A 23,302-nucleotide genomic window follows, 5' to 3' on the forward strand; every position below is an offset into this window, starting at 1 on the left:
CCGATACAACCTCGCTCAGGGCACGCAATAGCTTGAGATTTGTCAATCCACCCCGCTAATTCCGCCCTAAACTTCTGTCGAGAGTTGATGATTTAGGCCTCGACCACCTTATGGCACTGCTCGATCACAATTCTTGCCGCTGAGGGGATCGCGTCGGTCATCGGACCGGCCGGACTGAGCGCCTCCGGCCTGTCGTGCGCAGGCCCGCCTTCCTGCCATCGGCGAGAGGAGACCCGCCAACGGCACGATCGCGGCCGTGGCGCCTCAAACCTGCGACTGCAGCGCAGCCGCTCCCGGGGGCGACGTGCGACGTCCCTATCAAGGATCGATGTCGATCGCCGTTGGAGACATTTATGGCGAGCCTGCAGGCCGAAACGACATTCCCGGGGCCCGGACTTGCGGGCGCGGCCCTTCCAGGAGCTGGGCTGGGCGGCCGTACGCCCGAGGGTCTGACGGCCGCCGCCGCCAAAGCGCGGAATCCGAGCCTCCGCCTCCTGTCGAAGGACCTTTTCGTCATTCTGGCAGCCATCGACCTCCTCCTGGTCAGTGGAAGTGCCTTTCTCGGCGCGATTGGGTACCAGTGGGCGCTGGCGGGTCAGCTGCGCGACATCGAGATCTATATCCTCGTGTCGCTCGGCCTCGCGGCCGCAACCGTCGTGGCAATGGTCCTCGACGGGGGCTACAGCGTCGAGCAGCAGGGCGACGAGGGCAAGCTCACACGCAAGGCCTTCTTCAGCTTTAACAGCGCTTTCTCCGTCCTCGTCTGCCTTCTGTTCCTGACCCACTTCACCGATTTCTACTCGCGCGGCAGCCTGGTCACGCAATATGCTGCCGGCTGCGGCGGCCTGCTCCTCGGACGGGCCGCGGCCGCGCGGCTGATCGAGGCCGCCGTCCGAACCGGCTACCTGGAGGCACAGCGAATCGGCCTGATCGGCACCGCCCAGTCGATCGCCGCCTTCAGGATCAAACAGCCGGACCGGATCGCCGTCCGGTTCACGGCCTTCGAGCTGCCGGATTGGGCCGTCTGCCCCTCAGGCGTCGCAGATGAGGATGAACTGCGCGGCATCGTCGCGAACCGGATCTCCGCCCTGCGCGGGGCCGCCGTCGAGGAAGTGGTGATCCTCCTGCCGGAACAGGCGCGCGAGCTCGTCCATCACATCGTGCGCGGCTGCACGCATCTGCCGGTCGGACTCAATCTCGTCCTCGATCAGGAACTCTTCGATCCGCAAACGATCGAAGTCCGGCGGTTCGGCTGGAACAGCGCGGTCAAGCTCTGTCGACCGCCGCTTTCCGCCCTGGATCAGGTGGCGAAGCGCGTGTTCGACATCGTCACCGCCCTCGCCGGCATCGTGACCCTCACGCCGCTGATGATCCTCGTAGCCGTGGCGATCAAGCTGGACACCAAAGGTCCGGTGTTCTTCCGGCAGAAGCGTCACGGGTATAATCAGCGGCCGTTCCGGATCACCAAGTTCCGCACCATGAATACCCTGGACGATGGCCCGGTCATCCGTCAGGCCACGCTCAATGACAGTCGCATCACCAAGGTGGGCGCCATCCTGCGTCGGACGAACCTCGACGAGTTGCCGCAATTGTTCGACGTGCTGCGCGGAGACATGTCGCTCGTGGGGCCTCGTCCGCACGCCCTGGCGCACGACTGGGAGTACGAGAGCAAGATCCCGGCCTATGCGCGCCGCCATAACATCAAGCCGGGTCTCACAGGATGGGCCCAGATCCACGGGCTTCGCGGTGAGACGGACACCGACGACAAGATGCGCGCGCGCGTCGAGCACGATCTATACTACATCGATCATTGGTCGTTACTTCTCGATGTCCGTATCATCCTGACGACCGTCTTCTCGTCGCGGGCCTACCGGAATGCGCGCTAGAGCCGCGGCCGTTCGGATTGCGACACGCTGCGCGAGCGCGGCGCGTGCTGGCGAGCCGCGACAAAGAGCGTCTGTCCCATCCCGGCCCTCATCCTGAGGAGCCGATCGGAGCGGAGGTCTCGAAGCAAGGCTTCAGGGATCGCGCGGCCGGCGGGATGGCTCCTTCAGGCGGCTTCGCCGCACCTCACGATCAGGCCGCGGAGGGGATGATCCGATCCCAGCGAGATTCGACGACGCGCGCGCTTCGCGACCGCCTACCCAGGCAGGCCCGGTTCTCAGGCTGACGGTCGACCTCCGGATCCTGACGCGCGCGACCCCGCCGGTGCGCGTCTCGACCTCTTGCGCATCAGCCGGACATCCCGCGTCTACCAGCCCCCCGCCCAGCCGCCGCTCAGGCGACACGCGACGGCGTCCGCGACCCCACGCTGGACGCTATGCACCAGCGTGCGTCATTGTCACCGCATCGTGAAAATCTTCCGGTGCAGGCTTGACTGTATCTTCCATCCGCCCGGTGACTGATAGACCGTCCAGAGGGGCGGCTCGACCGACGGTTTCGTGCTCCGGCCGGTCACCCTGATGAGGTTGGACGATGAGAGAAGCGACGTTCCGCGAGATGGCCGACTGGATCAGCGCCCTCGAAGCGAATGACGCGCGCCGCCTCCAACCGATCGTGCACATGGCGAGCGGCAAGACCTTCGCGTGCGACCGTCTCGGGATCAGCGGGCACCGCGTCACGCTCCATCTTGCAGATGGGGAGCGGATCCGCGCCGACGTGGAGTCCGTCGAAGCGATCGAGGTCCCACGCGTCGATTAGGGGGACGCGCCGCGCTGACCACGCGGCCGGATGCCATACCGCATCAGGACGGCGCTCCGCGACTTTCCCGGTTCATCCGGTGGAAGGCAGCGGTCGCTTCCCAGAGCATTGGGTCAAACCGCATCTTGGTTGATTCAGATCGGCGCGCCCGACGCGCTACTCCGCAATGTCGGTTTGAAAACGAAATATCCGTCGAGGATAAATTTGGTTGTATACCCACAGATCAGCACCAAAGTACCTGTGACGTAATAAAGCCCGCACTCGCCGTATTTGTAATATACCAAGCCCTGCGACGTGAGGTACAGGCCGGTCATGAGCACGCTGGTCCCGAGATAGAGGGCCATGACCCAGATCTCCTGCGCCGCACCGGACGAGGTGTGATAGAAGATGTAGTTCCTGTCGAGCAGGTACTTCGCGCCGAACCCGGCCCCCGTTCCGGCGATCAGAGCCGCATAGATGGCCCCGGCGCCCGGCACCGCCCGGAGCATGCAGAATTGCATCAGCCAGTTGATCGCGATCGAGAGCAGCGCGAACCCCGCGTAGCGCAGCATCAGGGACATGCGATCGGGGGGCATCTGCATTTCCTTTCTGGCTTTCCAAAATGCGCCGCGCGTTCGAGCGCCGCGGGCGCTTACAGTGAGATCCGGCTCAAGGGCGAGACCGGCCGGATGCCCGATCAAGGGTAGGAGCGGGCATCTTCAGCGCTTCGCGGGCAGCGGCCTTGGCCGACGCGGGCGGTCAGGCGACGCGCCTGCTGCATTCGAAAAGCCCAGGCGTCGAACCGTTTCTGCCAGGGGCGCTCCACGAAGTGGTACGTCCCGGTTGCGACGCCGACGACGGCGGCGATGTAACAGAGGGCAACGAGATCACCCGCCCAGAGTGGGCCGACAGCCAGCACGTCGACGGGCCTCCCTGCGACGTCCATGCCGATGCGCAACTTCCGATGCAGAATCTGTTCGAGGACTCGCGATCCGCCATTGAGCCCGGTGAGAATCACGAAATGAACCAGGTAGATCGAGTAGGAGATCTTCCCGAGTTGCTGGAAGATCCCCGTGCAGAGCACGCGCGAGACCTGGCCTTCTTCGAAGGCAAAGACAATGATGATGCCGGCAAACAGCAAGGGAAGCACGATCACCAGTTCGTGCAGCCACGCGAACTCGAAGGCGAGACCGATCAGCGCGAGCGCCACGATCTCGAGATAGGCCCAGGGCAGGCGCACACGGCTACGGATCTGACGGAAGGCGCCGTATGCGGCGACGCCGAGGAAGAAATTGCAAACGCAGACCGGAAAGGCGGCCCGCAGCCACGCGGCGCCCTGCACCTGCAGGAGGAAGGCCGCGAGCGCACCGGCCATCAGCGCGATAGCCAGAGCCGCAAGGCTCAGGCGGCCGTAGACCCGGAAGCAGATCCAACCGAACAGCAGATAGGTGAAAAACTCGGCGCTGATACTCCAGCTCGGGACATTCCAGGTGGGCATCGAGAAGGTGCCCAGGCCGTGAAGCAGGAACGTGTTCAGGACCAGCGCGTGCAATCCGGTCTCGCCGACGAAGGCACCTTCACCGGCACGCAGATCGGCGTAGCGCAGCGCCGACCATTTGGCGACCTCGTAGGCGACGAGGAGGCTCAGCGTGAACGCGTGAAGGGGCCAGAGGCGACCGACCCGCCGGACGATGAAGGCCGCCAACGAGATCCGGTCACGGAGCGCGCTGGCATAGGCGTGCGCGAGCACGAAGCCGCTGAGCACGAAGAAGAATTCGACGAAATAGCCCCCGTTTCGGACAAGGGATACGTCGTAGAACGTGCCCAGGACGCCAAGGTGATACAGGCAGACCACGAGTGCGGCCGTGCCTCTCCAGCCGTCCAGGGCCGCAAACCGGAGGTCGTCAACCGCGTCGACACGTTGCTCCGGACGGGACGCGGTGACGGCGTCCTGTGCGCCTGGCTGGCTTGCGGCTGGCTCTCGCCGGCTGGCGCCTGAGCCGTTCGACCATGGCCGCCTCACGCCCGATGCCTCAGATCGCCGGGCGCGGCTGGGCGGGCGGGTCCGCTCTCGCCCAGCCGAACGAGGCCGCCATAGGCCCCGATGAGCAGCACGATCACGAAGTGTCGAACGAGTCCCTGCGTCAGCACCATCGGGATGAGGAGCACGCCGCAGAGAGCGAGGAACGAGAGCGCGCCGGGGCGGCGCAGCTCGGTCCGGCCGGCGGCGAACAGGCCGACGAGCCCCAGGGCGACCAACACCGCGTAGGCTGCACGATCGACGCCGGCGGACACCAAGCACCCGTAGCGGCCATCATCCAGGCAGGCGTCGCCGGACAATAGACCCACGACGCGCTCGCCCAGGCGCTTGAGGGCGCTAGCCGGGTCCATGCGGATCTCGTCGAGGGCGATCGCCTTGAAGATCCGACGCTTGTTCTCGTCATGCAGCCACTGCTCGTAGCGGTTATCGGGCACCACGCGCGGCTTGGGATAGGCGACCCGGTCTCCGGCGGCGTACCGGCGCTCCATCTCGGCGAACAGCAGTTCGTCGGCGACCCCGCGGGGATGGCTGTTCAGGTACGGATTGTTGTTGCGGGCGAGATTCTCCTCGGCGGTCGTGGCGAACAGCACCAGGCCGGTGTGCAGGGTGTTCTGGACGACGAAATAGGGCCCGGCGACGGCCAGGAAGGCGGCGACGAACATCCAGCGACGCCGGAGATCGAGGATGGCGAGCACCGACAGGTACGCGGCGCAGAGCGCGAAGACGGCGTGCGTGAGGCAGGTCAGTCCGGCCAGGACACCGAGTGCCGCGTAGCCCAGCGGCCGCGCCGGATCAGGCCTGGCGGAATGGAACAGGCGCCCCCGCACGAGGGTGTGACACGCGAGGCCGACCAGAAGGATCGCCAGGTTTTCCGGCCGGATCTGGAAATAGGTTGTGGTCCCTACCAGGAAGCAGGCCGGCACGACGAGCGAGAGGATCCGCAACCGCAGATCGTCGATGCTCCGCGTGAAGGCGGCAAAGCCCGAGAAGACCAACCCGACATTGACCAGCCGCAGCCCGGTCACGCCGAGGCCGGTCGCGGCTTCGAGGCCGCCCATCAGGGCCGGGTAGAGCGGTGGCCAGATGCCGCCGCCATAGGCGGAAGCGATGAGGTCCGGACTCAATTCGCCCCGCCAGATCCGGGCGAAGATCATCGTCCGGCGCAGATGCTCGGTCTCGTCCGAGTAGGTCACCCCGCTCGACAGGATCCCGTCCCGTGCGAGGAGCGCGAGGGCGGCCGAGAAGAGCAGCCCGAGCAGGACCAAGTCCGTCTCGCGCCATCCGCGCCCGGCGCGGGCCATTCCGGGGGCCGGAAGCGTCGACGAGGCGCCCATCAGAACTTCAGCCGCATGAAGAGGGGTTCGGGCAGCAGCCGGATCGGCAGCATGATCCAGCGCCAGCGGCCGAGGGTGTAGATCACCGATCGCCGACCGAGATGGGCGCGGACGATCTCCTGGGCGACCTGCGTCGGCGAGGCCGTGAGCACCGCCGGCAGCTTCATTCCGCTCGTCATCCGGGTATCGACGAAGCCCGGCTTCACGGTCAGCACGTGGATGCCGCGCGCCCGCAGCCGGGCGCGCAAGCCCGACAGGAATGCGCTGAACCCGGCCTTGGCCGAGCCGTACAGGTAGTTGGAGGCGCGCCCGCGATCCCCGGCGACGGAGCTGACGCCGATGATCGTGCCCGATCCCCGTCCCAGCATCCGGTTGGCCAGGGCCGAGAGGATGAGCGCCGGTGCCACGTAATTCGTCGTCATCACGGCCTCGGCGAGCGCCGCGTCGCTCTCCGACCGCTCCTGCTCGCCCAGCAGCCCCGCCACCGAGATCACGGTCCCGGGCACAACGGGCAGCGCGTCGAGAAACCGCGCGCGGCTGTCTGCGTCCAAGAGATCGAGCGCGATGGATCGCGCGCTCACGCCGTAGCGGTTCTGAAGATCGAGGAGGTCGGCTTCGAGGCGGTCGGGCTGGCGCGCGGCCAGGATCAGGGCCGCGCCGCGCTTGGCGTATTCGTGCGCCAGGGCGAGTCCGATATCGGACGTCGCGCCGACGATCAGGACCGGGGACAGGTCCGCGCTCATGCCGATGCTCCCGGATGCTGGCGTTGAAGCCCGGTCCTGAGCGGGGCGCGGTCGGCGATCATCGGTGTCATAGCCCGAGCCTCTCTGACTGAACGGATCGAAACCGCCGCCGCGGGTCGTAGCGGTCGCGCGTGCGGGAGAATTCATCGAGGCGCGGGTAGCCGTCGCGCAGGAGCCCGGCCCCGCCGCGGGCATCCTTGGCCAGGTAGAGGCGCCCGCCATGGGCCGCCACGACGTCGTCGAGTTCGGTTAGCAAACTGAAGTTGCCGGCCGTCGCCTGGAAATCCAGCGCCAGGGTGTAGCCCCGGAACGGGAACGAGAGCGGCCCACGCGCCTCCTCCCCGCACAGCTTCAGCACCGCCAGGAACGAGCCGGTGCCGCGGGCGGCGATCATCGTGAGCAATTCGCGCAGAGCCTCGGCGCAGGAGGCCAGAGGCAGCACGCATTGGTGCTGCACGAAGCCCTGCCGCCCGTAGATCCGGTTCCAGCGCAGGAGCGCGTCGAGCGGGTAGAAGAACGTCTGGTACGAGACCAGGGCGCGGCCCGTCTTCGCGCGCCGGTAGTAGACCGCATTGAGCGCGCCCATGCTGTAGCGGTTCAGGGCGAAGCTCGGGGGCGAGACCGGGACCGTCCGGCTCCGGATGGACGCCGTGCCGTAGGGGCGGCCGCCGCGGTCCGGCGGCAGGTCGCCCAGGGTGGCATGCTCGCCCCGGTAGACGACGCCGCGGCCAAGGGCGGGGCCGCGGGCGAGGCAGTCGACCCACGCGACCGAGTAGGTTGCCTCGGAGGCGTCCTCCAGCGCCTGCAGCGTCTGCGACAGATCCTGGGTCCGCGTCGTGTGCTGCACGACGAGGTCGGTCTCCACCGGCCGGAGCCGGAAGGTGGCGCGCAGGATCACGCCGGTGAGGCCCATGCCGCCTTGCGTCGCAGCGAAGAGATCCGGATTCTCGTTGTCGCTGCAGCGCACCACCGAGCCGTCGGCCAAAGCGAGGTCGATGGAGATCACGTGACGGCCGAAGGTCCCGTCGAGGTGATGATTCTTGCCGTGAACGTCGCTGGCGATGGCGCCGCCCACGGTAACGAAGCGCGTGCCTGGCGTGACCCAGGGGAACCAGCCCCGCGGCAGGAACACCTCGATCAGCTCGTCCAGCGTGGTGCCGGCCTCGCAGGTGACGACGCCGGAGCTCGGATCGAAGGAGGCGATGCGGTTCAACCGCGTGACCACCACGGTCGCGGCGCGGTTGAGCGCGGCGTCGCCGTAGGACCGGCCTGCGCCGCGGGCAATCAGGGTCGGGCGCGCGCCAATCGCGTCCGTCACCTGTTCGGTGTCCCGAGGACGCAGGACGGCGCAGTCGACGCGCGGGTAGTTGCCCCAGCCGGACAGCATCATCGCAAGCGTCCCTGACCTGCTACGGGCTCGGTCGTCGCACGGATAGGCATGGTGCTCAGATGCTCGCCGCGATGATCACCGCGCAGGCGAGGCCCGTCACCAAGCTGACCCTGTCCTTCAGGGCGAACACGATCGGGTCGTCGTCCATCTCGCCCCGGCGCGTCTTCAGGATCATCCGGCTCACCCAGAACAGGAGCGCGAGACAGATCAGCCACATGCGCTCGGGGTGGCGGTACAGCGCCGAGACGGCGTCGCTGTTGAGGTAGAGGGCCATGACCAGGGCGGTGAGGTAACCGCTCGCCGCGGCCATCGATTCCAGGGACGGCAGATCATCCAGCTTGTAGCCGCGGCCCGCCGGGTCGCCCTTGCCGGCCTGCACGCGGTCGACGAGTTCCGCGCAGCGCTTCACGAGGGCGAGGCACAGGAACAGGAAGATCGACAGCGCCTGGAGCCAATGCGAGAGCGTCAGTCCGACCGCGGCCGCGCCGCCGACCAGGCGGCAGGCGTAGAGGACCGCCAGGGCGACGACGTCCGCGACCATCTTCCGCTTGAGATACAGGGAGTAGACCGTCGTCAGGGTGAAGTAGCCGCCGAGGACCAGCAGGAATTCCGGCGGCAGCGCCGCCGCCATCAGGACGGATGCGGACAGGAGCGCCGGGATCATGGCGGCCCCGTGGACGAGGGGGACGCGCCCGGAGGCGAACGGGCGACGGCATTTCCGGGGGTGCGCCCGATCCGACCGCAGATCGAGGAGGTCGTTCAGGACATAAACGGCGGAGGCACAGAAGCTGAAGCTCCAGAACGCCAGCACGCAGAGCATCAGCGTGGGCCATCCGGCATGGGCGGCCAGAGCGGGCGCGAAGACGAGGATGTTCTTGAGCCACTGGTGCGGGCGCAGGGCGCGCAGGTAATCGCGCCACGGGGTCGTCCCCGCGTCGAGGGACACGGCGTCCGGGCTGAGCATCTTCAGCTTGCGGAACAGCCGATCGGTCCCCCCGGCCATCAGCGCCTGCCGGCAGCGGCCCCAGACGTGGAGATCGACGCTCGAGCCGCCGATGTAGTCGAAGCGCCGCTCGCCGAAGCGGCGGCACAGGGCATCGGCCTTGGCGCGACCCGAGAGGTTCACGCCTCCCGAGGAACCGAGCACGCCGTCGAACAGCCCGACCCGGGCACTCATGGCCTCGACGAGGCGGATGTCGGACGCGGAAGCGAGATAAATCTGCCGGCCCGCGGCCTTCTCCGCGCGGATCCGCGCGACAACGGCTTCGTTCAGAGGAATGCCCCCGATATCGAGCCGCAACTCGTCGACGAGGCGTGCCTTGAGGGCACCTTTGCCGCTGCGCAGGCTCAGGAGCGCGGAGGCCGCCCGCAGGGGTCGGCTCGCCGCAAGGGCGAGGAAGGATTCGACGAGCAGGTCCGAGTGGATCAGCGTGCCGTCGAGATCGACCACGAGGGGGATCTCGGTCGGGGCGACGCCAGAGAAGGCCGCGCGATCGGCAGCCGCAACCGGGCCGCTCGGAAGCTCGATGATCGCATCGACGTCGTCGAGCAGTGAGGGCAAACTACTCACGTTGCCGGATCTCCACGCTACGATGCTGGCAAGAAGATGAAAAAGCGGCCTCTCGACTGCTTTCAACCATCTCTCTTCGGTCACTGAATAGCTGGGCTTCGGCGCCGCCACATGACTTTTGTCAACACGCTGCCGCACTGCACAGCCTAACTTCGAAACGTGCACTTCCGAGCCGCGGAATGTTCGCGCCCAGCGGCGTAAAGCGGTGTTCCACGAGCGAGCGCGCCCAGAGAACCCCTGATGGCCATGCACGTAGAGCCGGCTGAACTCTCGGCCCGGCAGTTCAACCTGCTCGAACTGTCACGTATCCTTCGGCGGCACTGGCGAGTTCTCGCGCTGGCCTTGATCATCTGCACGGGCGCCGGTGCCTGCTATGCGCTGATGGCTGCGCCGGTCTACCAATCCACCGCGCGGATGCTCATCGACACGCGGCGGGCGCAGCTGTTCTCGCCGCAGCAATCGGTCGTCTCAAGCGACACCTTCGACGCCGCCTCGGTGGAGAGCCAAGTCGAAGTCATCCGCTCCGAGAACCTGGCGCGATCGGTGATCCGCGACCTCAAGCTCCTCGACGATCCCGACTTCATGCCGAAATCCACGGGTCTCGGCAGCATGATCACGGCGCGAATCGCCCGTCTGCTCGGCAACGAATCGCGTCCCACCTCGGAGGATCGCCTGCGCGAAGCCTTGAGCCGCTTCGGGAACAACCTGAAGATCAACCGCCTCGGCATCACCTACGTCATCGAGATCAGCTTCTCCGCGCGGACGCCGCAGCTGGCGGCGCGCATCGCCAACGGCGTGGCGGCCGGGTACATCGCGGGCGAGCTCGACGCCAAGCGCGAGACGACGCGGCGTGCCACCGTCTGGCTTCAGGATCGCATCGCGGAACTTCGCGAGCAGACCTTCGCGGCGGATCGGGCGGTCCAGTCGTTCAAGGCGGACAACAATCTCGTCACGATCGGGCGCGGCCTGATCAGCGATCAGCAGCTTGCCGAACTCAGCACGCAGCTCACCACCGCGCGCGGTCTGACCGCCGAGACGCATGTGCGGCTCGAATGGGCGCAACGGGCGCTCAAGGACGGGATGCCCGACGCCACCACGATCGACAGCTTGAAGAGCGATGTGCTGGGCCGCCTGCGGCAGCAGATCGTCGACCTCACGGCCCGCGAGCAGGATTGGTCCCGGCGCTTCGGCCGCGACAACTCCGCCTCCGAGAGCCTGCGCAACTCGCTCAAGCAGGCCCAGCGCGCCTTCGAGGACGAGCTGCGGCGGCTCGCCGAGGTCTATCGCGGCGAGTTTGAGGTGGCGAAGGCGCGCGAGGAGGCGATCCAGACCAATCTGGGCCACATGCTGAAGGTGTCGGCCGACACGGACCTCAAGGCGGTCGGTTTGCGGGAGCTGGAGAGCTCGGCCCAGAGCTACAAGGGCCTCTACGACAGCATGCTGACGAAATTCATGGAGGCCAGCCAGCAGGCGCTGCTGCCGACCACGGACGCCCGGATCATCACGGCTGCCTTTCCTCCCTCCGGCAAATCCGAGCCGCGCACCGTGATCGTCCTGGCCGTGTCCGGCGTGCTCGGCCTGATGGCAGGTCTCGGCGTCGCCTTCCTGCGGGAGGCCACGGACCGGGTGATCCGCCGGCCGGATCAGATCGAGGCCGCTACCGGGGCCGAGTGCCTGGGCCTCCTGACCGAAATCCCGGGCGGAAAGAGCCCGCGCCTGCCCGCGGTCCCCTGCACGGACGAGCGCCAGATCCGCTGCAGCACGCTGATCGAGCGCTACTCGGTGATCGAGCCGACCTCGCTGTTCACCGAGACGCTGCGCTCGATCCGGGTCGCCATCGACGTCGAATCCGGCGACCAGGCACAGATCATCGGCATAACTTCCACGCTGCCCGGCGAGGGCAAGAGCACGATCGCGCTGAACCTCGCGCGGCTGATCGCCCATGGCGGGCACCGCGTGCTGCTGATCGACGGCGATCTGCGCCGCCGGGCGCTCACCCTCGGCGTCAGCGAGGCTGGCGCCCCGGCCCTGGTCGAGGTGCTCCGCGGCGAGGTGCCCGTCGCGGATGTGCTCTGGCAGTGCCCCGACACCGGGATGCATTTCCTTCCGGTCGGCGCCTACGAGGGCGGTCGACACATGGCCGAGCTGATCCCGGCCTCGGGCTTGGCGCAGGTGCTCGCCTGGACGCGCGAGGCGTTCGACTACGTCCTGATCGACCTTCCGCCTCTCGTGCCGGTGGTCGACGTGCGCGCGGCGAACCGGCTGATCGACCGGTTCCTCCTGGTCGCGGAATGGGGGCAGACGACACAGGATGTTGTCCGGGCCGAACTCGCCGCGAACCGTGTCATCCGCGACAAGCTCCTGGGTGTCGTTCTCAACCGCATCGATCCCCGCTTCCTCAAGCAGATCGATGCGAATCGCGGTAGCCGATACGGCGCCTACCTGCAGCGTTCCGAGCCTGAGCTGGCGGCGCAGCCTGTTCCGACTTGGCGTAACGCGATCCCGCGGATGCTCGCCTCGCTGCGCCGCGGCCGCCCGGCGCCGCGGCGTCGCGAGCAACGCGGCGTTGCCGGACATGTCCCGCCCGCCCAGACCAATCCCACCCGGCACGGCGGCGAAGCCTCATGATCCCGTCACCCGTCTCTCCGAGTCCGACGGTCAGCCCGTACGGCGGCCGGTCGTCCGATGCGGCGCGGCTTGACGCTTTCAAGGGTGTCTTCATCGCGCTCATCGTGGCCGGGCACAACCATACCTTCGAGGCCGTGGCCGGGGAGGCGCGGGGCGGTCTCTACCTTGTCCACGTGGCGATGTTCCTGTTGCTGCCGTTCCTCCGGCCGCGGGGCGAATGGAGCCGGCTCGGCTGGGCCGACGGCTTGGTCCGTTACGGCTGGCCCATGGTGGTCTTCTGCACGCTTTACGCGGGCCTGTTCGCCCTCTTCAGCGGCCGAAGCCCGGGCGAGGCCGTCCTGGGCGTCCCCTACGCCGCCTTCGCGATGAGCGTACCGGTTTTTGAGCGGGTCACCGGCCTGCAGATCCTCTGGTTCCTGCCGGCGCTGATCGGCCTGCGCTTCACCCTGAAGCTTCTCGGCGCCGCGGCGATGCCGTCCCTGCGCCTGCTGCTCGTCCTGGCGTTCGCGGCGCATCTGTGTGTCGGGCTGCTGCCTGCGGCCTGGCTTCAGGTGACGCCGCTCGGATGGCCGATCGTCGCCTATATGCTCTTCCCCGGTCTCGTCGCGCATGCGCTGCAGAGCGGCGGGTTCCGAATCCCCCTCCGGCAGGTCGGGCCGGCGCTGCTCGTCGCGGCCCTCCTTGCCGTTCTCTACCGCCATGCGGGACCCGTCTTCGGCGCATCACCCTCAGCGCCGCTGTTCTCGCTGGGCAAGCTGGAAGTCCCCTCGATCGCCGAGCCCGTCCGGCTGCTTGCGGCGGATGCCGCTCAGCTGATCGTCCTGTTCTCGGGCCTGACCGTGTGCGGGCTCGCTGCGACGCAAGTCATCTTCGCGGATCTCGGGCGGCACTCACTCGAGATCTATCTGTTCCACCAGCCGATCTACATTGGGCTGCTCACCGTGAGCCGGAAGCTCGGCATTGCCTCTGGCGATATCGGCATGGGGCTGGTGCTGTTCGCACTCACCCTAGCGCTCGCTTTCGCAATGGCCCGCCTCCTGGCCGAATTCCCGCGGTTGCGGCGCCTGCTGTTTCCGCAGGGCGCCCCGGACCTGCGGCGCCTGTCAGCGCTGCGGATCGGCACGGCCGTGCCGATCCGCGCCCGCGCGTCGGACAGGCCGGCCGGGCGATGAGAGCGACGATGCCCGGAATGATCGTGGCGGACGCCGCACCCCAGACGAGGACAGCAACCATGCGTGAACGCAGCGCGAGATGGCTCGGTCTGACGGTTGTGCTCGCGACCATGGTGGTCTCCGGGCAGAGCTTGGCCGACCCAGCGACCGCGCCGACCCGGCCGGCCTCCAGCGCGTCGGCGGCGCACCGGATGGAGCCCGGAGACGTCCTGGAGATCAACGTCGTCGGCATGTCGGACCTGAAACAGCGCGTTGTGGTTGGGCTCGACGGCGACGTCCAGCTTCATCTGGCGGGACCCGTCACGGCGGCGGGCCTGACCCTGCAGGAGCTGCGCGGGCAGATCTGCACGGCGCTGTCGCGGAAGGTGCTCAAGCAGCGCACGCTCGACGGACGGGACACGGTGCAGACGATCGAGCCCGACGACGTGACTGTCACGATCGCGGAGTATCGCCCGATCTACATAAGCGGTGACGTGGCGCGTCCCGGCGAGATCGCGTTCCGTCCAGGCATCCTGGTGAGCCAGGCCATCACCCTGGCCGGCGGGTACGACATCATGCGGTTCCGGCTCAGCAATCCGTTCCTCGATACCGCCGACATGAAGAGCGATTACGACACGCTCTGGATGGACTTGGTGCGCGAGCAGAGCCGCATCGCGCGCCTGGAGGCTGAGCTGAAGGGGCAGGCCGATCTGGGCGGTTTCGACGTCCGCGGCACCCCGCTGCGTCCCGCAGCCGTGCAGCAGATCATCCGCCTCGAGGCGGAGCAGATGAAGGTCCGCAACGCCGACTACCAGAAGGAGCGCGACTTCTTCGAGCGCGCCATCGTGCAGTCCGACCACAACCTGACGGTTCTGACGGAGCAGCAGAAGAACGAGAAGGAGGGCGCCGACCTCGACGCCTCCGATTACGAGCGAATCCGCGAGCTGTTCCAGCGCGGAGCGGTGCCGATCACCCGGCTGACCGATGCAAGGCGGTCCATGCTGCTCTCCTCCACCCGCGCGCTCCAGACGCAGAATCAGATCGAGCAGGTGAAGAAGGATCGCGAGGACGCCCGGCGCAACCTCCAGAGGACGTCCGACAAGCGCCAGATGGACCTGACGCAGGATCTCCAGAACTCGGTCTCCAAGATTGCCGCGTTGCGCAACAAGCTGGAGGCCGTCGGGGACAAGCTGGTCTATACCGGCCTCGTCAAGTCGCAGCTCGTCCGCGGCAAGGGCGCGGAGCCCGATCTCAAGATCTCGCGGCGCAGTGCGACGGGGGGGCGGGTGCGCCGCCCGGCCCGGGACGATACCGAACTGCTGCCCGGCGACGTGCTGGAGGTGTCGCTGGAAGCCGAGCTGGTCCCGCCGCTCCCCCCTCAGACGAACTTCTCCAATGACAAGCCGACTTCGCAGGCCGATCAGCCCGCGGGGAATGTCGAGCAGAAGGACGGCACGCGCGGCGCCACCGTCGCGGCCAACGAGTCGGGCCGGCCACCGGTTCGGGCCACCCCAGGTAAGCCGCCGGGCGAGCGTGGCGCCGGGGCCGTCCGGTGACGGCACCGTCCCTGATGGAGCGAGCCGTGGCGGCCGGCCTAGTGCTGGCGCTGGCCGGGCTCTTCAGCGGGCTTACGGCCAACACGCCGCTGGGCAGCCTGAAGCCGTTCGACATCCTGATCATGTCGATCACGGTGCCCTGCCTCGCGAGCAAGAGCCTGGCGCACTTCAAGATCAGCACGGGCCTGCTCCTGATGATCGTCTTCTATCTTGTCTGCACGGTGCCGAGCTGCCTGGAGAACGACTTCCTCTACGGCCTGCGTCGGGCGATCCAGGTCATGATCCTCGTGTCGTTCGGCGTCGTGCTGCTGAATGTGAACCCCGCCGCTCTCACGCGCCGGCACTACGTCTTTGCCCTCGCAATCATGGCCTGCATCGTCGCGGTCAACGTCGCGTGGCACGTGGCGAACGGCTATCTGACCGATTGGAAGCGGCTCGGGGACCCGAAGTCGCTGTTCATCTTCCTGCCGGCCTGCGTCGGCGTCGGGATCGTGCTCAAGGTCCTGCCGCGCAACGCGCTCACGGCCGCGATCTGGGCGCTCCTGTGCGTGCTCATCCTGATGTCGGGAGAGCGCAAGGCGCTTCCGGCCTTCTTCCTGATCAGTCTGGCCGTCTACCTCGACCTGAACAGCCTGCGCGGCTTCGCGCTGGCGGTCTGCGCCGGCCTCGTCGTCGTCATCGCCGGCGATGTCCTGCTCGACGGCTACGTCTTCCGCCGCATCGACAGCATCTTCGCGGGTTCGGATGCGCGCAATGATCCGCTGTACATTCTCCAGGGCGGTATCCCCGCTTCCTTGAGCGATGCCCAGCGGAAGCTCGGCATCCAGGTCGCGACCCAGCTGTTCAACGACAATCCGATCTTCGGCTCGGGGATGGAATCGACCGCGAACTACGCCCGGAGCCATTTCGCGAACTATCCGAAGTTTCTGACCGGCGTCGCGCATAATGAATTCTGGAGAGTACTTGCCGAGCACGGCATCTTCGGCATGACCTTCATGCTGATACCGATGCTGAGAACACTCTACCTGACGACGATGGACAGCATCACCCTGTACCGCGCGAACGGGCAGACCGCTTACCCGCGTTGCATGCTCATCATCCTGATCCCGATCGCGGCCTACATGTGGTCCGAAGGATCGGGCGTCGAGATGTTCGCGCTGGTCATGCTCGTCGCGCTCCTGCCCGACCTCATGCCGGGGATCGCCGCGCGGGCTCAGGCGCGCACCCGGCCGAAACCCCATCGCGCGCTCGTCGCCGTGCCCGCTTGAGCGGATCGAGCCACCGCAGCGCCTCACCCGTCACCCCGACTCGGTTTCAACCAAGGAGATCCAGATGAAGATCACGATCGTCGGCTCAGGCTATGTCGGGCTCGTCTCCGGGGCGTGCTTCGCGGATTTCGGTCACAGCGTCGTCTGCGTCGACAAGGACGCCGACAAGATCGCCGCGCTCAAGGCCGGCCGCATGCCGATCTACGAGCCGGGCCTCGACGCGCTGGTCGCCGAGAACGTGCGGCAGGAGCGGCTGATCTTCACCACCGACCTGGCGGCCGCGGCCTCCGATGCCGATGCGGTGTTCATCGCGGTGGGCACGCCGTCGCGCCGCGGCGACGGCTTCGCCGACCTGAGCTTCGTCCACGCGGTCGCCCGGGAAATCGCCCCGGCGCTGCGCGGCTATACGGTGGTCTGCACCAAGTCGACGGTGCCGGTGGGCACGGGCGACGAGGTCGAGCGGATCATCCGGGAGGCCAACCCGGCCGCGGAGGTCTCGGTGGCGTCGAACCCCGAATTCCTGCGCGAGGGCGCGGCGATCGCCGACTTCAAGCGGCCCGACCGGATCGTGGTCGGCACCCAGGATGCCCGCGCCGAGGCGGTGATGCGCGAGGTCTACCGGCCGCTCTACCTCAATCAGGCGCCGATCCTGGTCACCGACCGGCGCACCGCCGAACTGACCAAGTACGCCGCCAACGCGTTCCTGGCCGCCAAGATCACCTTCATCAACGAGGTCGCCGACCTGTGCGAGGCGGTCGGGGCCGACGTCCAGCAGGTCGCCCGCGGCATCGGCCTGGACAAGCGCATCGGCGCCAAGTTCCTGCATGCCGGGCCGGGCTATGGCGGCTCGTGCTTTCCCAAGGACACGCTGGCGCTGGTCAAGACCGCCCAGGATGCCGGCACGCCGCTGCGGCTGGTCGAGACCGTGGTGGCGGTCAACGACCAGCGCAAGCGCGCCATGGCCCGCAAGGTGATCAAGGCCTGCGGCGGCTCGGTGCGGGGCAAGACGGTGGCGCTGCTCGGGCTGACGTTCAAGCCCGACACCGACGACATGCGCGACGCGCCCTCGCTGGCGATCGTGGCCGGGCTGCAGGATGCCGGCGCGCGGATCGTGGCCTACGATCCGGAGGGCATGGCGCAGGCCCGCGCGCTGATGCCGGAGGTGACCTATGCCGAGGATGCCTATGCCTGCGCTGAGGGCGCCGACGCCCTGGTCATCGTCACCGAGTGGAACGCCTTCCGGGCCCTGGATCTCGGTCGCCTCGCCCGGATCATGAACACGCCGGTCATGGTCGATCTGCGCAACATCTACCGTTCGCAGGATGTCCGCGCGAAGGGCTTTTCCTACCGGGGCATCGGGACCGATCCCGGCACGTCCGAGCCGGACAAGGCGTAGGCTGGTGTCGGAGCCCGCCGCGCCATACGCCGAGGGGCGGACCGCCCGGGTGCAACGCCGCGCGCGGTGTGCCGGATGGCGCGAGGCCCCTCGCTCCCCGCCGACCGGCGCGGACCTGCGGGGCGGGGTGGCCGGCTGGCTGTTCCTCATCGGCTGCGCGCTCATCCTGATCGGAATGGCGCTGGCCCGTTGGGACGTGCGGCCAGGACTCGAGAGCGTTCGGCCTCTTCGCGACAATCAAGCGCCGGGTCTGCTGGGCCGGGTCGCGTCCTGGCCTCCGCCTCTCGAGCGACGGCCCGGTTGACGTGCCGGACCATCTCGGCTGCCTTGCGGGCCGGCGGCCGAGACGCTAGGGATCTGAACCCCTCGCTGGGGTGTCGGGGTGTGGCGCAGTCTGGTAGCGCACCTGGTTTGGGACCAGGGGGTCGTAGGTTCGAATCCTATCGCCCCGACCATTTATTCAGGAGCATGTCGCGTCAGATGCCGAGCGCCCGGATCTTCCGTCCATCTCGGGATGCCACGCAGTCGGGCCTCGCCCGGACCAAGCAGTGGATCCTGGAGTTCGATCGGACCAGCCCGCGCGAGATCGATCCGCTCATGGGTTGGAACGGGTCCTCCGACATGATGCAGCAGGTGCGGCTGGAATTCGACACCGAGGACGAGGCCGTGGCCTACGCGAAGCGCGAGGGCGTCGCCTACCGGGTCGAGCAGCCGGCAAAGCCGGCCCTGCGCAAGGGCCTGTCCTACTCCGACAATTTCAAATTCAACCGTACCGCGCCCTGGACTCACTGACGCGTCAGGCGCCCCGGCGCGCCTGCCACGCGGCATAGGGCGCTGCGCCGGCCGGCCGGATCTGGCTCAGCTGCATCGGCTGCGTCTCGAGCGGCTGGCATAATTCGGCGTAGATCGCGGCGCTGCCGGCGCCGTATTGTTCGGCCTCTTCGGCCGAGAAGGCGAAATAGCCCTGCTTGAAGCCCGCGAGCCGCATGGCGGCATGGCACATCGGGCATGGGCGGCCGCTCGCGTACATCACGCAATCGGACAGGTCGCGACGGCCCAGGATCTGGCTCGCCTCGCGCAACGCCACCATCTCGGCATGGGCACTCGGGTCGTTGGTCGCGTGCACATTGTTGGCCGCGCGCACGAGCACGGCGCCGTCGCGGACGATCACCGCCCCGTAGGGTGAGCCGCCGGCCGCGACATTCGCCTCGGCAAGCGCCACCGCCTCGCGGATATAAGCCTCGTGCATGGACATGGATCCGAACTCCTCCGCCGGCGCCCCAACGCCGCGCGCGGCCCCGGAGTTCAGAAGGCGTAGCGCACCGTGCAGTACGGCATGGTCTCGGCGAGCAGGGTCTTGAACCGGGCGAGCCATTGGCCCTTCCAACCGGCCCGGTAGCGCAGGTTCGTGCCGCCGCCCTCCGAGACCTTCGCCTCCTGGATATCCGGCCGCCAGAGCAGATCCTCGGCACGGGGATGCCAGCCCAGGTTCACGGCGTGCAGATCCGCGTTGTGGGTCAGCATGATGATCTCGCATTTGAGCTGCGCCTTGGCGGCGTCCGACAGCGTGCCGTCGATCTCGGCGAACAGCGCCCGCCAATCGGCCTCCCAGCCCTCGTAGAGGATCACGGGCGAGAAATTGGCGTGGACCTCGTAGCCGGCGGCGATGAAGTCATCGATGGCGGAGATCCGTTCCGAAATCGCGGCGGTGCGTACGTCGACGATCTTGGCGATCTTGGCCGGCATGAGCGAGAAGCGGATCCGAGTCTTGCCTTGCGGATCGTAATCCAGAAGCTCGCGATTCACCGCCTTGGTGGCGAAGGAAGCTTTCGCGTTCGGCAGGGATCGGAACAGCCCGACCATGCTGCGCACGCCGCTGCTGACGGCCGCGTCCACCGAAAGATCGCCGTTCTCGCCGATGTCGTAGATCCAGAAGTCCGGATCGATCGCGTCGGGCTCGGACAGGGGTCCCTGTCGCCCGGCATGCCGGGCGATGGCCGCGCAGGCCTGCTCGACGTTCACGAACAACGAGATCGGGTTCGCGAAGCCCTTGCGGCGCGGCACGTAGCAATACGCGCAGGCCATGGCGCAGCCGTTGGAGGTGGAGGGCGCGATGAAATGGGCGCTGCGCCCGTTCGGGCGCATCGTCAGGCTCTTCTTCACGCCGAGAACGAGCGTCGAGCGCTTGATCCGGACCCAATCCTCCACGGACCCGGCATTCCCGTGCAGGTCCGGAATGTTCCAGTGGGACGGCACCGCGATGCGCTCCGCCTCGGGGTAGCGCGCGAGGATCTGCTGCCCGACGGGAAACGCCTCGACCGCGGGCTCGTGGTAGATCGTCCGGATGTCGAGAAGATCGCGGGTCAGTGCCATGGCGGGTCCGGGCGCCTGAAGTGGCGCGCGAATCGATATGGTGTTCGGCAGCCGGACTGACATGGCTTGCGGCCTGACGCCTCGATCAACCGCAAGACCGGTTCAGATCAGGGAGATCTCGGCTTCCCGGCCGATCTTCAACGATATCTTACGATTCCCTGGCAATCCTCACGCGCCTCTCAGTGGACACGCGATGATCGGTCAGGACCAGAAGAGATCCGGTCCGGAGACATCCGGCCCCGGCGAGGGCGTCGGACCTGCGGGATCGATGCGCGACGCGCTGGTCCGTCGGGACCAGCTCGAAGCCATGCGCGGCAGCGTCCTGACGGCGATCCCCATCAACATGCTGCTCGGGCTGGCGAGCCTGCTGGTCGCGTTCCGAAGCGATCACGGGTCTGCGGGAGCCCTCTGGTTTGCGGCCTCGACCGGCGTCAACCTGCTGCGCATCGCGGTCTGCCGCGCGCCCTGCCTCGGCTTGTCCCTCACGGCCGACATGCCGCCGCGCATGGCCGAGGCGGCCGCGCGCTCGGTCGAGCGGCACCTGCGCGCCAACGCCGCCGCGGCGTTCCTGTCCGGCTCGGTCTGGGCCTGCCAGCCTTTGCTCTGCGAGGGCTACACCACCCCGCAGGCATTGTTCTACCTCGGCGTGACCTGCGGCGTCACGGCCGGAGCCGTGACCCACGGGACGGCGTACGCTCGCATCCCGGTCAGCTTCATCCTGCTCCCGCTGCTGTCGGTGACCGGCTGCCTCATCGTTGCCGGGGACTTCGACCGGACCTGCCTGGCGGCCTGCGTGCTGCTCTATTTCCTCGCCCTGACCCACACCGCCTTCCGCAGCGAGGCCGGGTTCCGCGAGGCGAGCCGGCTCAAGAACGAGGCCACCGCGCTGGCGCGCTCGCGCGCCGAGGCCCATGCGAGCGCGAGCGCCCTCGTCGACGAGATGCGCTGGCGCGCCACGCACGACGACCTGACCGGCCTGCTGAACCGGGCCGGCTTCATCCAGCAGGCGGAAGACCGGCTCGCGGCCGGCGCGCACAGCCTGCTGCTGCTCGACCTCGACGGCTTCAAGTTCGTCAACGACGTCTACGGGCACAAAGCCGGCGATCATGTGCTGATCGAGGTCGCCCGCCGGTTGCGCGCCGCCGCGCCGGAGACCGGTCTCGCCGCCCGCCTCGGCGGCGACGAGTTCGCGGTTCTGTACGACCACACCGTTTCCGGGACGTCCCACGACGTGCTGGCGGAGCGCCTCATCGCGGCGGTCGGCCTGCCGTTTGCGGGCTTCGATGCGGGCCGGCTCGGGGTCAGCATCGGCATCCATGCCGGACCCGAACCGAGCCTGACCGAGATGCTGAGCTGCGCCGACGAAGCGCTGTATGCCGCAAAGGCGTCCGGCCCGAGCCAGTTCCGCACCTTCGATGCCGGATTGCGTGACCGCCTGCAGATGCGCCGCGACCTGGAACGCGATCTCTCCCAGGCGCTGGCCGAGAACGCCCTGGAGGTTTGGTTTCAGCCGATCTACGCCCTGGATGCGCATACGCTGGTGGGGTTGGAAGCCCTGGTGCGTTGGCAGCATCCCCGGCTCGGCTGGATCGCGCCGCCGGACCTGATCGCGGCGGCCGCGTCTGTCGGCCTGACCGAATCGCTGCTCCGCACCATCCTCGAGCAGGTCTGCGCGATGATGCAGATCCTGCGCAGCCGGGGACTCGGCACCGTCCGCGTGGCGATGAACATCTCCCCGCGGGAGATGGCGCAGGTTCCGGTTGACGAGATCGTCATTGAGCGGCTGAGCCTCCTCGACCTGCCGCCCGCCATGCTGGAGATCGAGATCACCGAGGAGACCGCGCTCGATATCGGGGCGGTGCAAAGCAAGCTGCAGGCCCTGTCGCGGGCCGGTATCCGGGTGGCCCTGGACGATTTCGGCATCGGCTACTCGTCGCTCTCATCGCTGCGCCAGCTCCGAGCCGATCGAATCAAGATCGACCGGAGCTTCGTCACCGGGCTTGGGACCTGCGAGGACAAGCACGGGCTGGTTCTCGCCGTGCTGGGCCTTGGCCGGCTGCTCGGGCTCGAGGTCGTCGCCGAGGGCGTCGAATCCGCCGAGGATCTCCACATCCTGCAGGCGATGGGATGTCCGTTCCTCCAGGGCTATCACCTCGGCCGACCGATGTCGGTGCGCGCCTTGGAACCCACGCTGCTCGTCGCTCGGACCGAGGCGGCCTGACCGTTGCCCGGTCGCGCCGAGGATCATCGGGACCACGCCGCCGCGGGCCAAGATGGCCGCCTTGCCCCTCCATCCGCATCGCGGTGGCGTTGCCATCCGCGCCAGGGAAGTGCGGCCTGCACACCAGATGTGTTCCTATCGTTGATAGGGCTAATCCCCCACCCGAATATCGAATATGTACCTATAAGCCGCGGGATTCGCTTTTTTCACATTGCATTCCATCCGCATGAGAATGCTTAATCAAACCCGACGGTAGTGTGACTGCCGGACTGATTGCAGGACTCGTCATGCGCGCCTTGCGCACACGCCGCGCCCTTTATTCGCTGATGATTGCAGCAGCCGCCTGTCCTGTCTCCGCACGGGCCGATATGCGCATCGAGGCCGCGAAGATTACCGGTGGGGATCTCTGGATCATCGGGTATGCCGACGACCCCGATACAGAGATTACCCTGGACGATAAGTTTCCGCAGCGAACAGACGGCCGCGGCTACTTTGAGTTCCGCGTCGTCTACCATCCGGCGACCTGTATCGCGACGCTCCGCACCCCGCGCCAGTCCCGCGATGTCGTCATCGCCGGCTGTGGTCAGATGGGGCCGCAGGCGGCCGGGCTTGTCGGACCGGCAGGGCCGCGCGGGGAGAGAGGAGAGCCCGGCCAACGAGGCGAACCGGGCACCATGGGACCGCCCGGCCCCCCCGGCGCCGATGGCGCGCGCGGCGATCCCGGACCGGCCGGCGCTGCCGGAGAGATCGGTCCGGCGGGCCCGGCAGGCCCCCCCGGGTTGGTCGGGGCAGCCGGTCCGGCGGGCCCGACAGGCGCTCCCGGCCTGGCAGGCACTCCGGGCCCGGCAGGTGAGGTCGGCCCGGCGGGTCCGGCGGGTGCGCCCGGTGCCCGCGGTCCGCAAGGACCTCACGGACCACCCGGCCCCCCGGGGCCGCCCGGCAAGATGGGACC

General features: G+C 67.8%; 17 protein-coding genes and 1 tRNA gene. 10 read left to right on the forward strand and 8 right to left on the reverse strand.

All coding sequences use genetic code 11. The annotated features are described in order from the left end of the window. The first annotated feature begins 353 nt into the window (after nt 1–353). Together JOE48_RS10470 and JOE48_RS10475 are read left to right on the forward strand one after the other, a co-directional pair. Nucleotides 354–1,886, forward strand: a complete 1,533-nt coding sequence (locus tag JOE48_RS10470; RefSeq protein WP_210029652.1) for an exopolysaccharide biosynthesis polyprenyl glycosylphosphotransferase — start codon at nt 354–356, stop codon at nt 1,884–1,886. Nucleotides 1,887–2,475: 589 nt separating this feature from the next. Beyond that, entirely contained in the window at nt 2,476–2,700 is a 225-nt protein-coding gene (locus JOE48_RS10475) for a hypothetical protein (RefSeq protein ID WP_210029653.1), read from the forward strand. 134 nt (nt 2,701–2,834) lie between these two features. Here JOE48_RS10475 and JOE48_RS10480 read toward each other — a convergent pair whose 3' ends face one another. The 6 genes from JOE48_RS10480 to JOE48_RS10505 form a co-directional block, all read right to left on the reverse strand. Next, complete coding sequence (locus JOE48_RS10480; protein ID WP_210029654.1) at nt 2,835–3,275, reverse strand: GtrA family protein; 441 nt, start codon at nt 3,273–3,275, stop codon at nt 2,835–2,837. A 101-nt stretch (nt 3,276–3,376) separates the two neighbouring features. Then, nucleotides 3,377–4,702 (reverse strand): acyltransferase, encoded by a 1,326-nt coding sequence (locus JOE48_RS10485; RefSeq protein ID WP_312893160.1) that lies wholly within the window; start codon nt 4,700–4,702, stop codon nt 3,377–3,379. After that, complete coding sequence (locus JOE48_RS10490; protein ID WP_210029656.1) at nt 4,699–6,054, reverse strand: hypothetical protein; 1,356 nt, start codon at nt 6,052–6,054, stop codon at nt 4,699–4,701. Before JOE48_RS10490 ends, JOE48_RS10485 begins: the two co-directional genes overlap by 4 nt. Next, on the reverse strand, nt 6,054–6,797 hold the full coding sequence (locus JOE48_RS10495; RefSeq protein WP_210029657.1) for an SDR family oxidoreductase: 744 nt from the start codon (nt 6,795–6,797) through the stop codon (nt 6,054–6,056). Before JOE48_RS10495 ends, JOE48_RS10490 begins: the two co-directional genes overlap by 1 nt. Before the next feature lie 67 nt (nt 6,798–6,864). Then, on the reverse strand, nt 6,865–8,187 hold the full coding sequence (locus JOE48_RS10500) for an FAD-binding oxidoreductase (RefSeq protein ID WP_210029659.1): 1,323 nt from the start codon (nt 8,185–8,187) through the stop codon (nt 6,865–6,867). Between the two features lie 55 nt (nt 8,188–8,242). After that, the gene (locus JOE48_RS10505) at nt 8,243–9,757 is read right to left on the reverse strand and encodes a UbiA family prenyltransferase (protein WP_210029661.1); all 1,515 of its coding nucleotides are present in this window, start codon (nt 9,755–9,757) and stop codon (nt 8,243–8,245) included. Between the two features lie 240 nt (nt 9,758–9,997). Between JOE48_RS10505 and JOE48_RS10510 the strand changes: the two genes are divergently transcribed. From JOE48_RS10510 to JOE48_RS10540, 7 genes are all read left to right on the forward strand, one after another. Next, the gene (locus tag JOE48_RS10510; protein ID WP_210029664.1) at nt 9,998–12,385 is read left to right on the forward strand and encodes a Wzz/FepE/Etk N-terminal domain-containing protein; all 2,388 of its coding nucleotides are present in this window, start codon (nt 9,998–10,000) and stop codon (nt 12,383–12,385) included. Next, nucleotides 12,382–13,557: an acyltransferase family protein gene (locus JOE48_RS10515; RefSeq protein ID WP_210029665.1), complete on the forward strand. Its 1,176-nt coding sequence runs from the start codon at nt 12,382–12,384 to the stop codon at nt 13,555–13,557. The genes JOE48_RS10510 and JOE48_RS10515 overlap by 4 nt, the downstream gene beginning before the upstream one ends. A 59-nt stretch (nt 13,558–13,616) precedes the next feature. Beyond that, complete coding sequence (locus JOE48_RS10520) at nt 13,617–15,092, forward strand: polysaccharide biosynthesis/export family protein (protein WP_210029666.1); 1,476 nt, start codon at nt 13,617–13,619, stop codon at nt 15,090–15,092. Continuing rightward, nucleotides 15,089–16,360: an O-antigen ligase gene (locus JOE48_RS30245; RefSeq protein WP_210029667.1), complete on the forward strand. Its 1,272-nt coding sequence runs from the start codon at nt 15,089–15,091 to the stop codon at nt 16,358–16,360. Before JOE48_RS10520 ends, JOE48_RS30245 begins: the two co-directional genes overlap by 4 nt. Before the next feature lie 64 nt (nt 16,361–16,424). After that, entirely contained in the window at nt 16,425–17,756 is a 1,332-nt protein-coding gene (locus JOE48_RS10530) for a UDP-glucose/GDP-mannose dehydrogenase family protein (protein WP_210029668.1), read from the forward strand. A gap of 378 nt (nt 17,757–18,134) precedes the next feature. Further along, nucleotides 18,135–18,211 (forward strand) — tRNA-Pro (locus tag JOE48_RS10535). A gap of 13 nt (nt 18,212–18,224) precedes the next feature. Continuing rightward, entirely contained in the window at nt 18,225–18,548 is a 324-nt protein-coding gene (locus tag JOE48_RS10540) for an ETC complex I subunit (RefSeq protein WP_210029669.1), read from the forward strand. 4 nt (nt 18,549–18,552) lie between these two features. On the opposite strand, the gene JOE48_RS10545 is transcribed toward JOE48_RS10540, so the two are convergent. Both JOE48_RS10545 and JOE48_RS10550 read right to left on the reverse strand, forming a co-directional pair. Next, a complete protein-coding gene (locus tag JOE48_RS10545; RefSeq protein WP_210029670.1) occupies nt 18,553–19,011 on the reverse strand; it encodes a nucleoside deaminase in 459 nt (152 codons plus the stop codon). A gap of 50 nt (nt 19,012–19,061) precedes the next feature. Next, nucleotides 19,062–20,129, reverse strand: a complete 1,068-nt coding sequence (locus JOE48_RS10550; RefSeq protein ID WP_210029672.1) for a spore photoproduct lyase family protein — start codon at nt 20,127–20,129, stop codon at nt 19,062–19,064. A gap of 268 nt (nt 20,130–20,397) precedes the next feature. Here JOE48_RS10550 and JOE48_RS10555 point away from each other — a divergent pair, with 268 nt between their 5' ends. Then, nucleotides 20,398–22,350, forward strand: coding sequence for a putative bifunctional diguanylate cyclase/phosphodiesterase (locus tag JOE48_RS10555; protein WP_409518630.1), 1,953 nt, complete (start codon nt 20,398–20,400; stop codon nt 22,348–22,350). Nucleotides 22,351–23,302 lie beyond the last annotated feature (952 nt).

It is taken from the genome of Methylobacterium sp. PvR107 (assembly GCF_017833295.1).
Taxonomy (GTDB): domain Bacteria; phylum Pseudomonadota; class Alphaproteobacteria; order Rhizobiales; family Beijerinckiaceae; genus Methylobacterium.

Excerpts from the sequence above, each read along its gene's own strand:
- JOE48_RS10520 (WP_210029666.1), top strand. The coding sequence starts at position 13,617 with ATGCGTGAACGCAGCGCGAGATGGCTCGGTCTGACGGTTGTGCTCGCG.
- JOE48_RS10540 (WP_210029669.1), top strand. The coding sequence starts at position 18,225 with ATGTCGCGTCAGATGCCGAGCGCCCGGATCTTCCGTCCATCTCGGGAT.
- JOE48_RS10470 (WP_210029652.1), top strand. The coding sequence starts at position 354 with ATGGCGAGCCTGCAGGCCGAAACGACATTCCCGGGGCCCGGACTTGCG.
- JOE48_RS10510 (WP_210029664.1), top strand. The coding sequence starts at position 9,998 with ATGGCCATGCACGTAGAGCCGGCTGAACTCTCGGCCCGGCAGTTCAAC.
- JOE48_RS10555 (WP_409518630.1), top strand. The coding sequence starts at position 20,398 with ATGCGCGACGCGCTGGTCCGTCGGGACCAGCTCGAAGCCATGCGCGGC.
- JOE48_RS10515 (WP_210029665.1), top strand. The coding sequence starts at position 12,382 with ATGATCCCGTCACCCGTCTCTCCGAGTCCGACGGTCAGCCCGTACGGC.
- JOE48_RS10490 (WP_210029656.1), bottom strand. The coding sequence starts at position 6,054 with ATGGGCGCCTCGTCGACGCTTCCGGCCCCCGGAATGGCCCGCGCCGGG.
- JOE48_RS10495 (WP_210029657.1), bottom strand. The coding sequence starts at position 6,797 with ATGAGCGCGGACCTGTCCCCGGTCCTGATCGTCGGCGCGACGTCCGAT.
- JOE48_RS10530 (WP_210029668.1), top strand. The coding sequence starts at position 16,425 with ATGAAGATCACGATCGTCGGCTCAGGCTATGTCGGGCTCGTCTCCGGG.
- JOE48_RS10475 (WP_210029653.1), top strand. The coding sequence starts at position 2,476 with ATGAGAGAAGCGACGTTCCGCGAGATGGCCGACTGGATCAGCGCCCTC.
- JOE48_RS10500 (WP_210029659.1), bottom strand. The coding sequence starts at position 8,187 with ATGATGCTGTCCGGCTGGGGCAACTACCCGCGCGTCGACTGCGCCGTC.
- JOE48_RS10480 (WP_210029654.1), bottom strand. The coding sequence starts at position 3,275 with ATGCCCCCCGATCGCATGTCCCTGATGCTGCGCTACGCGGGGTTCGCG.
- JOE48_RS10545 (WP_210029670.1), bottom strand. The coding sequence starts at position 19,011 with ATGTCCATGCACGAGGCTTATATCCGCGAGGCGGTGGCGCTTGCCGAG.
- JOE48_RS10550 (WP_210029672.1), bottom strand. The coding sequence starts at position 20,129 with ATGGCACTGACCCGCGATCTTCTCGACATCCGGACGATCTACCACGAG.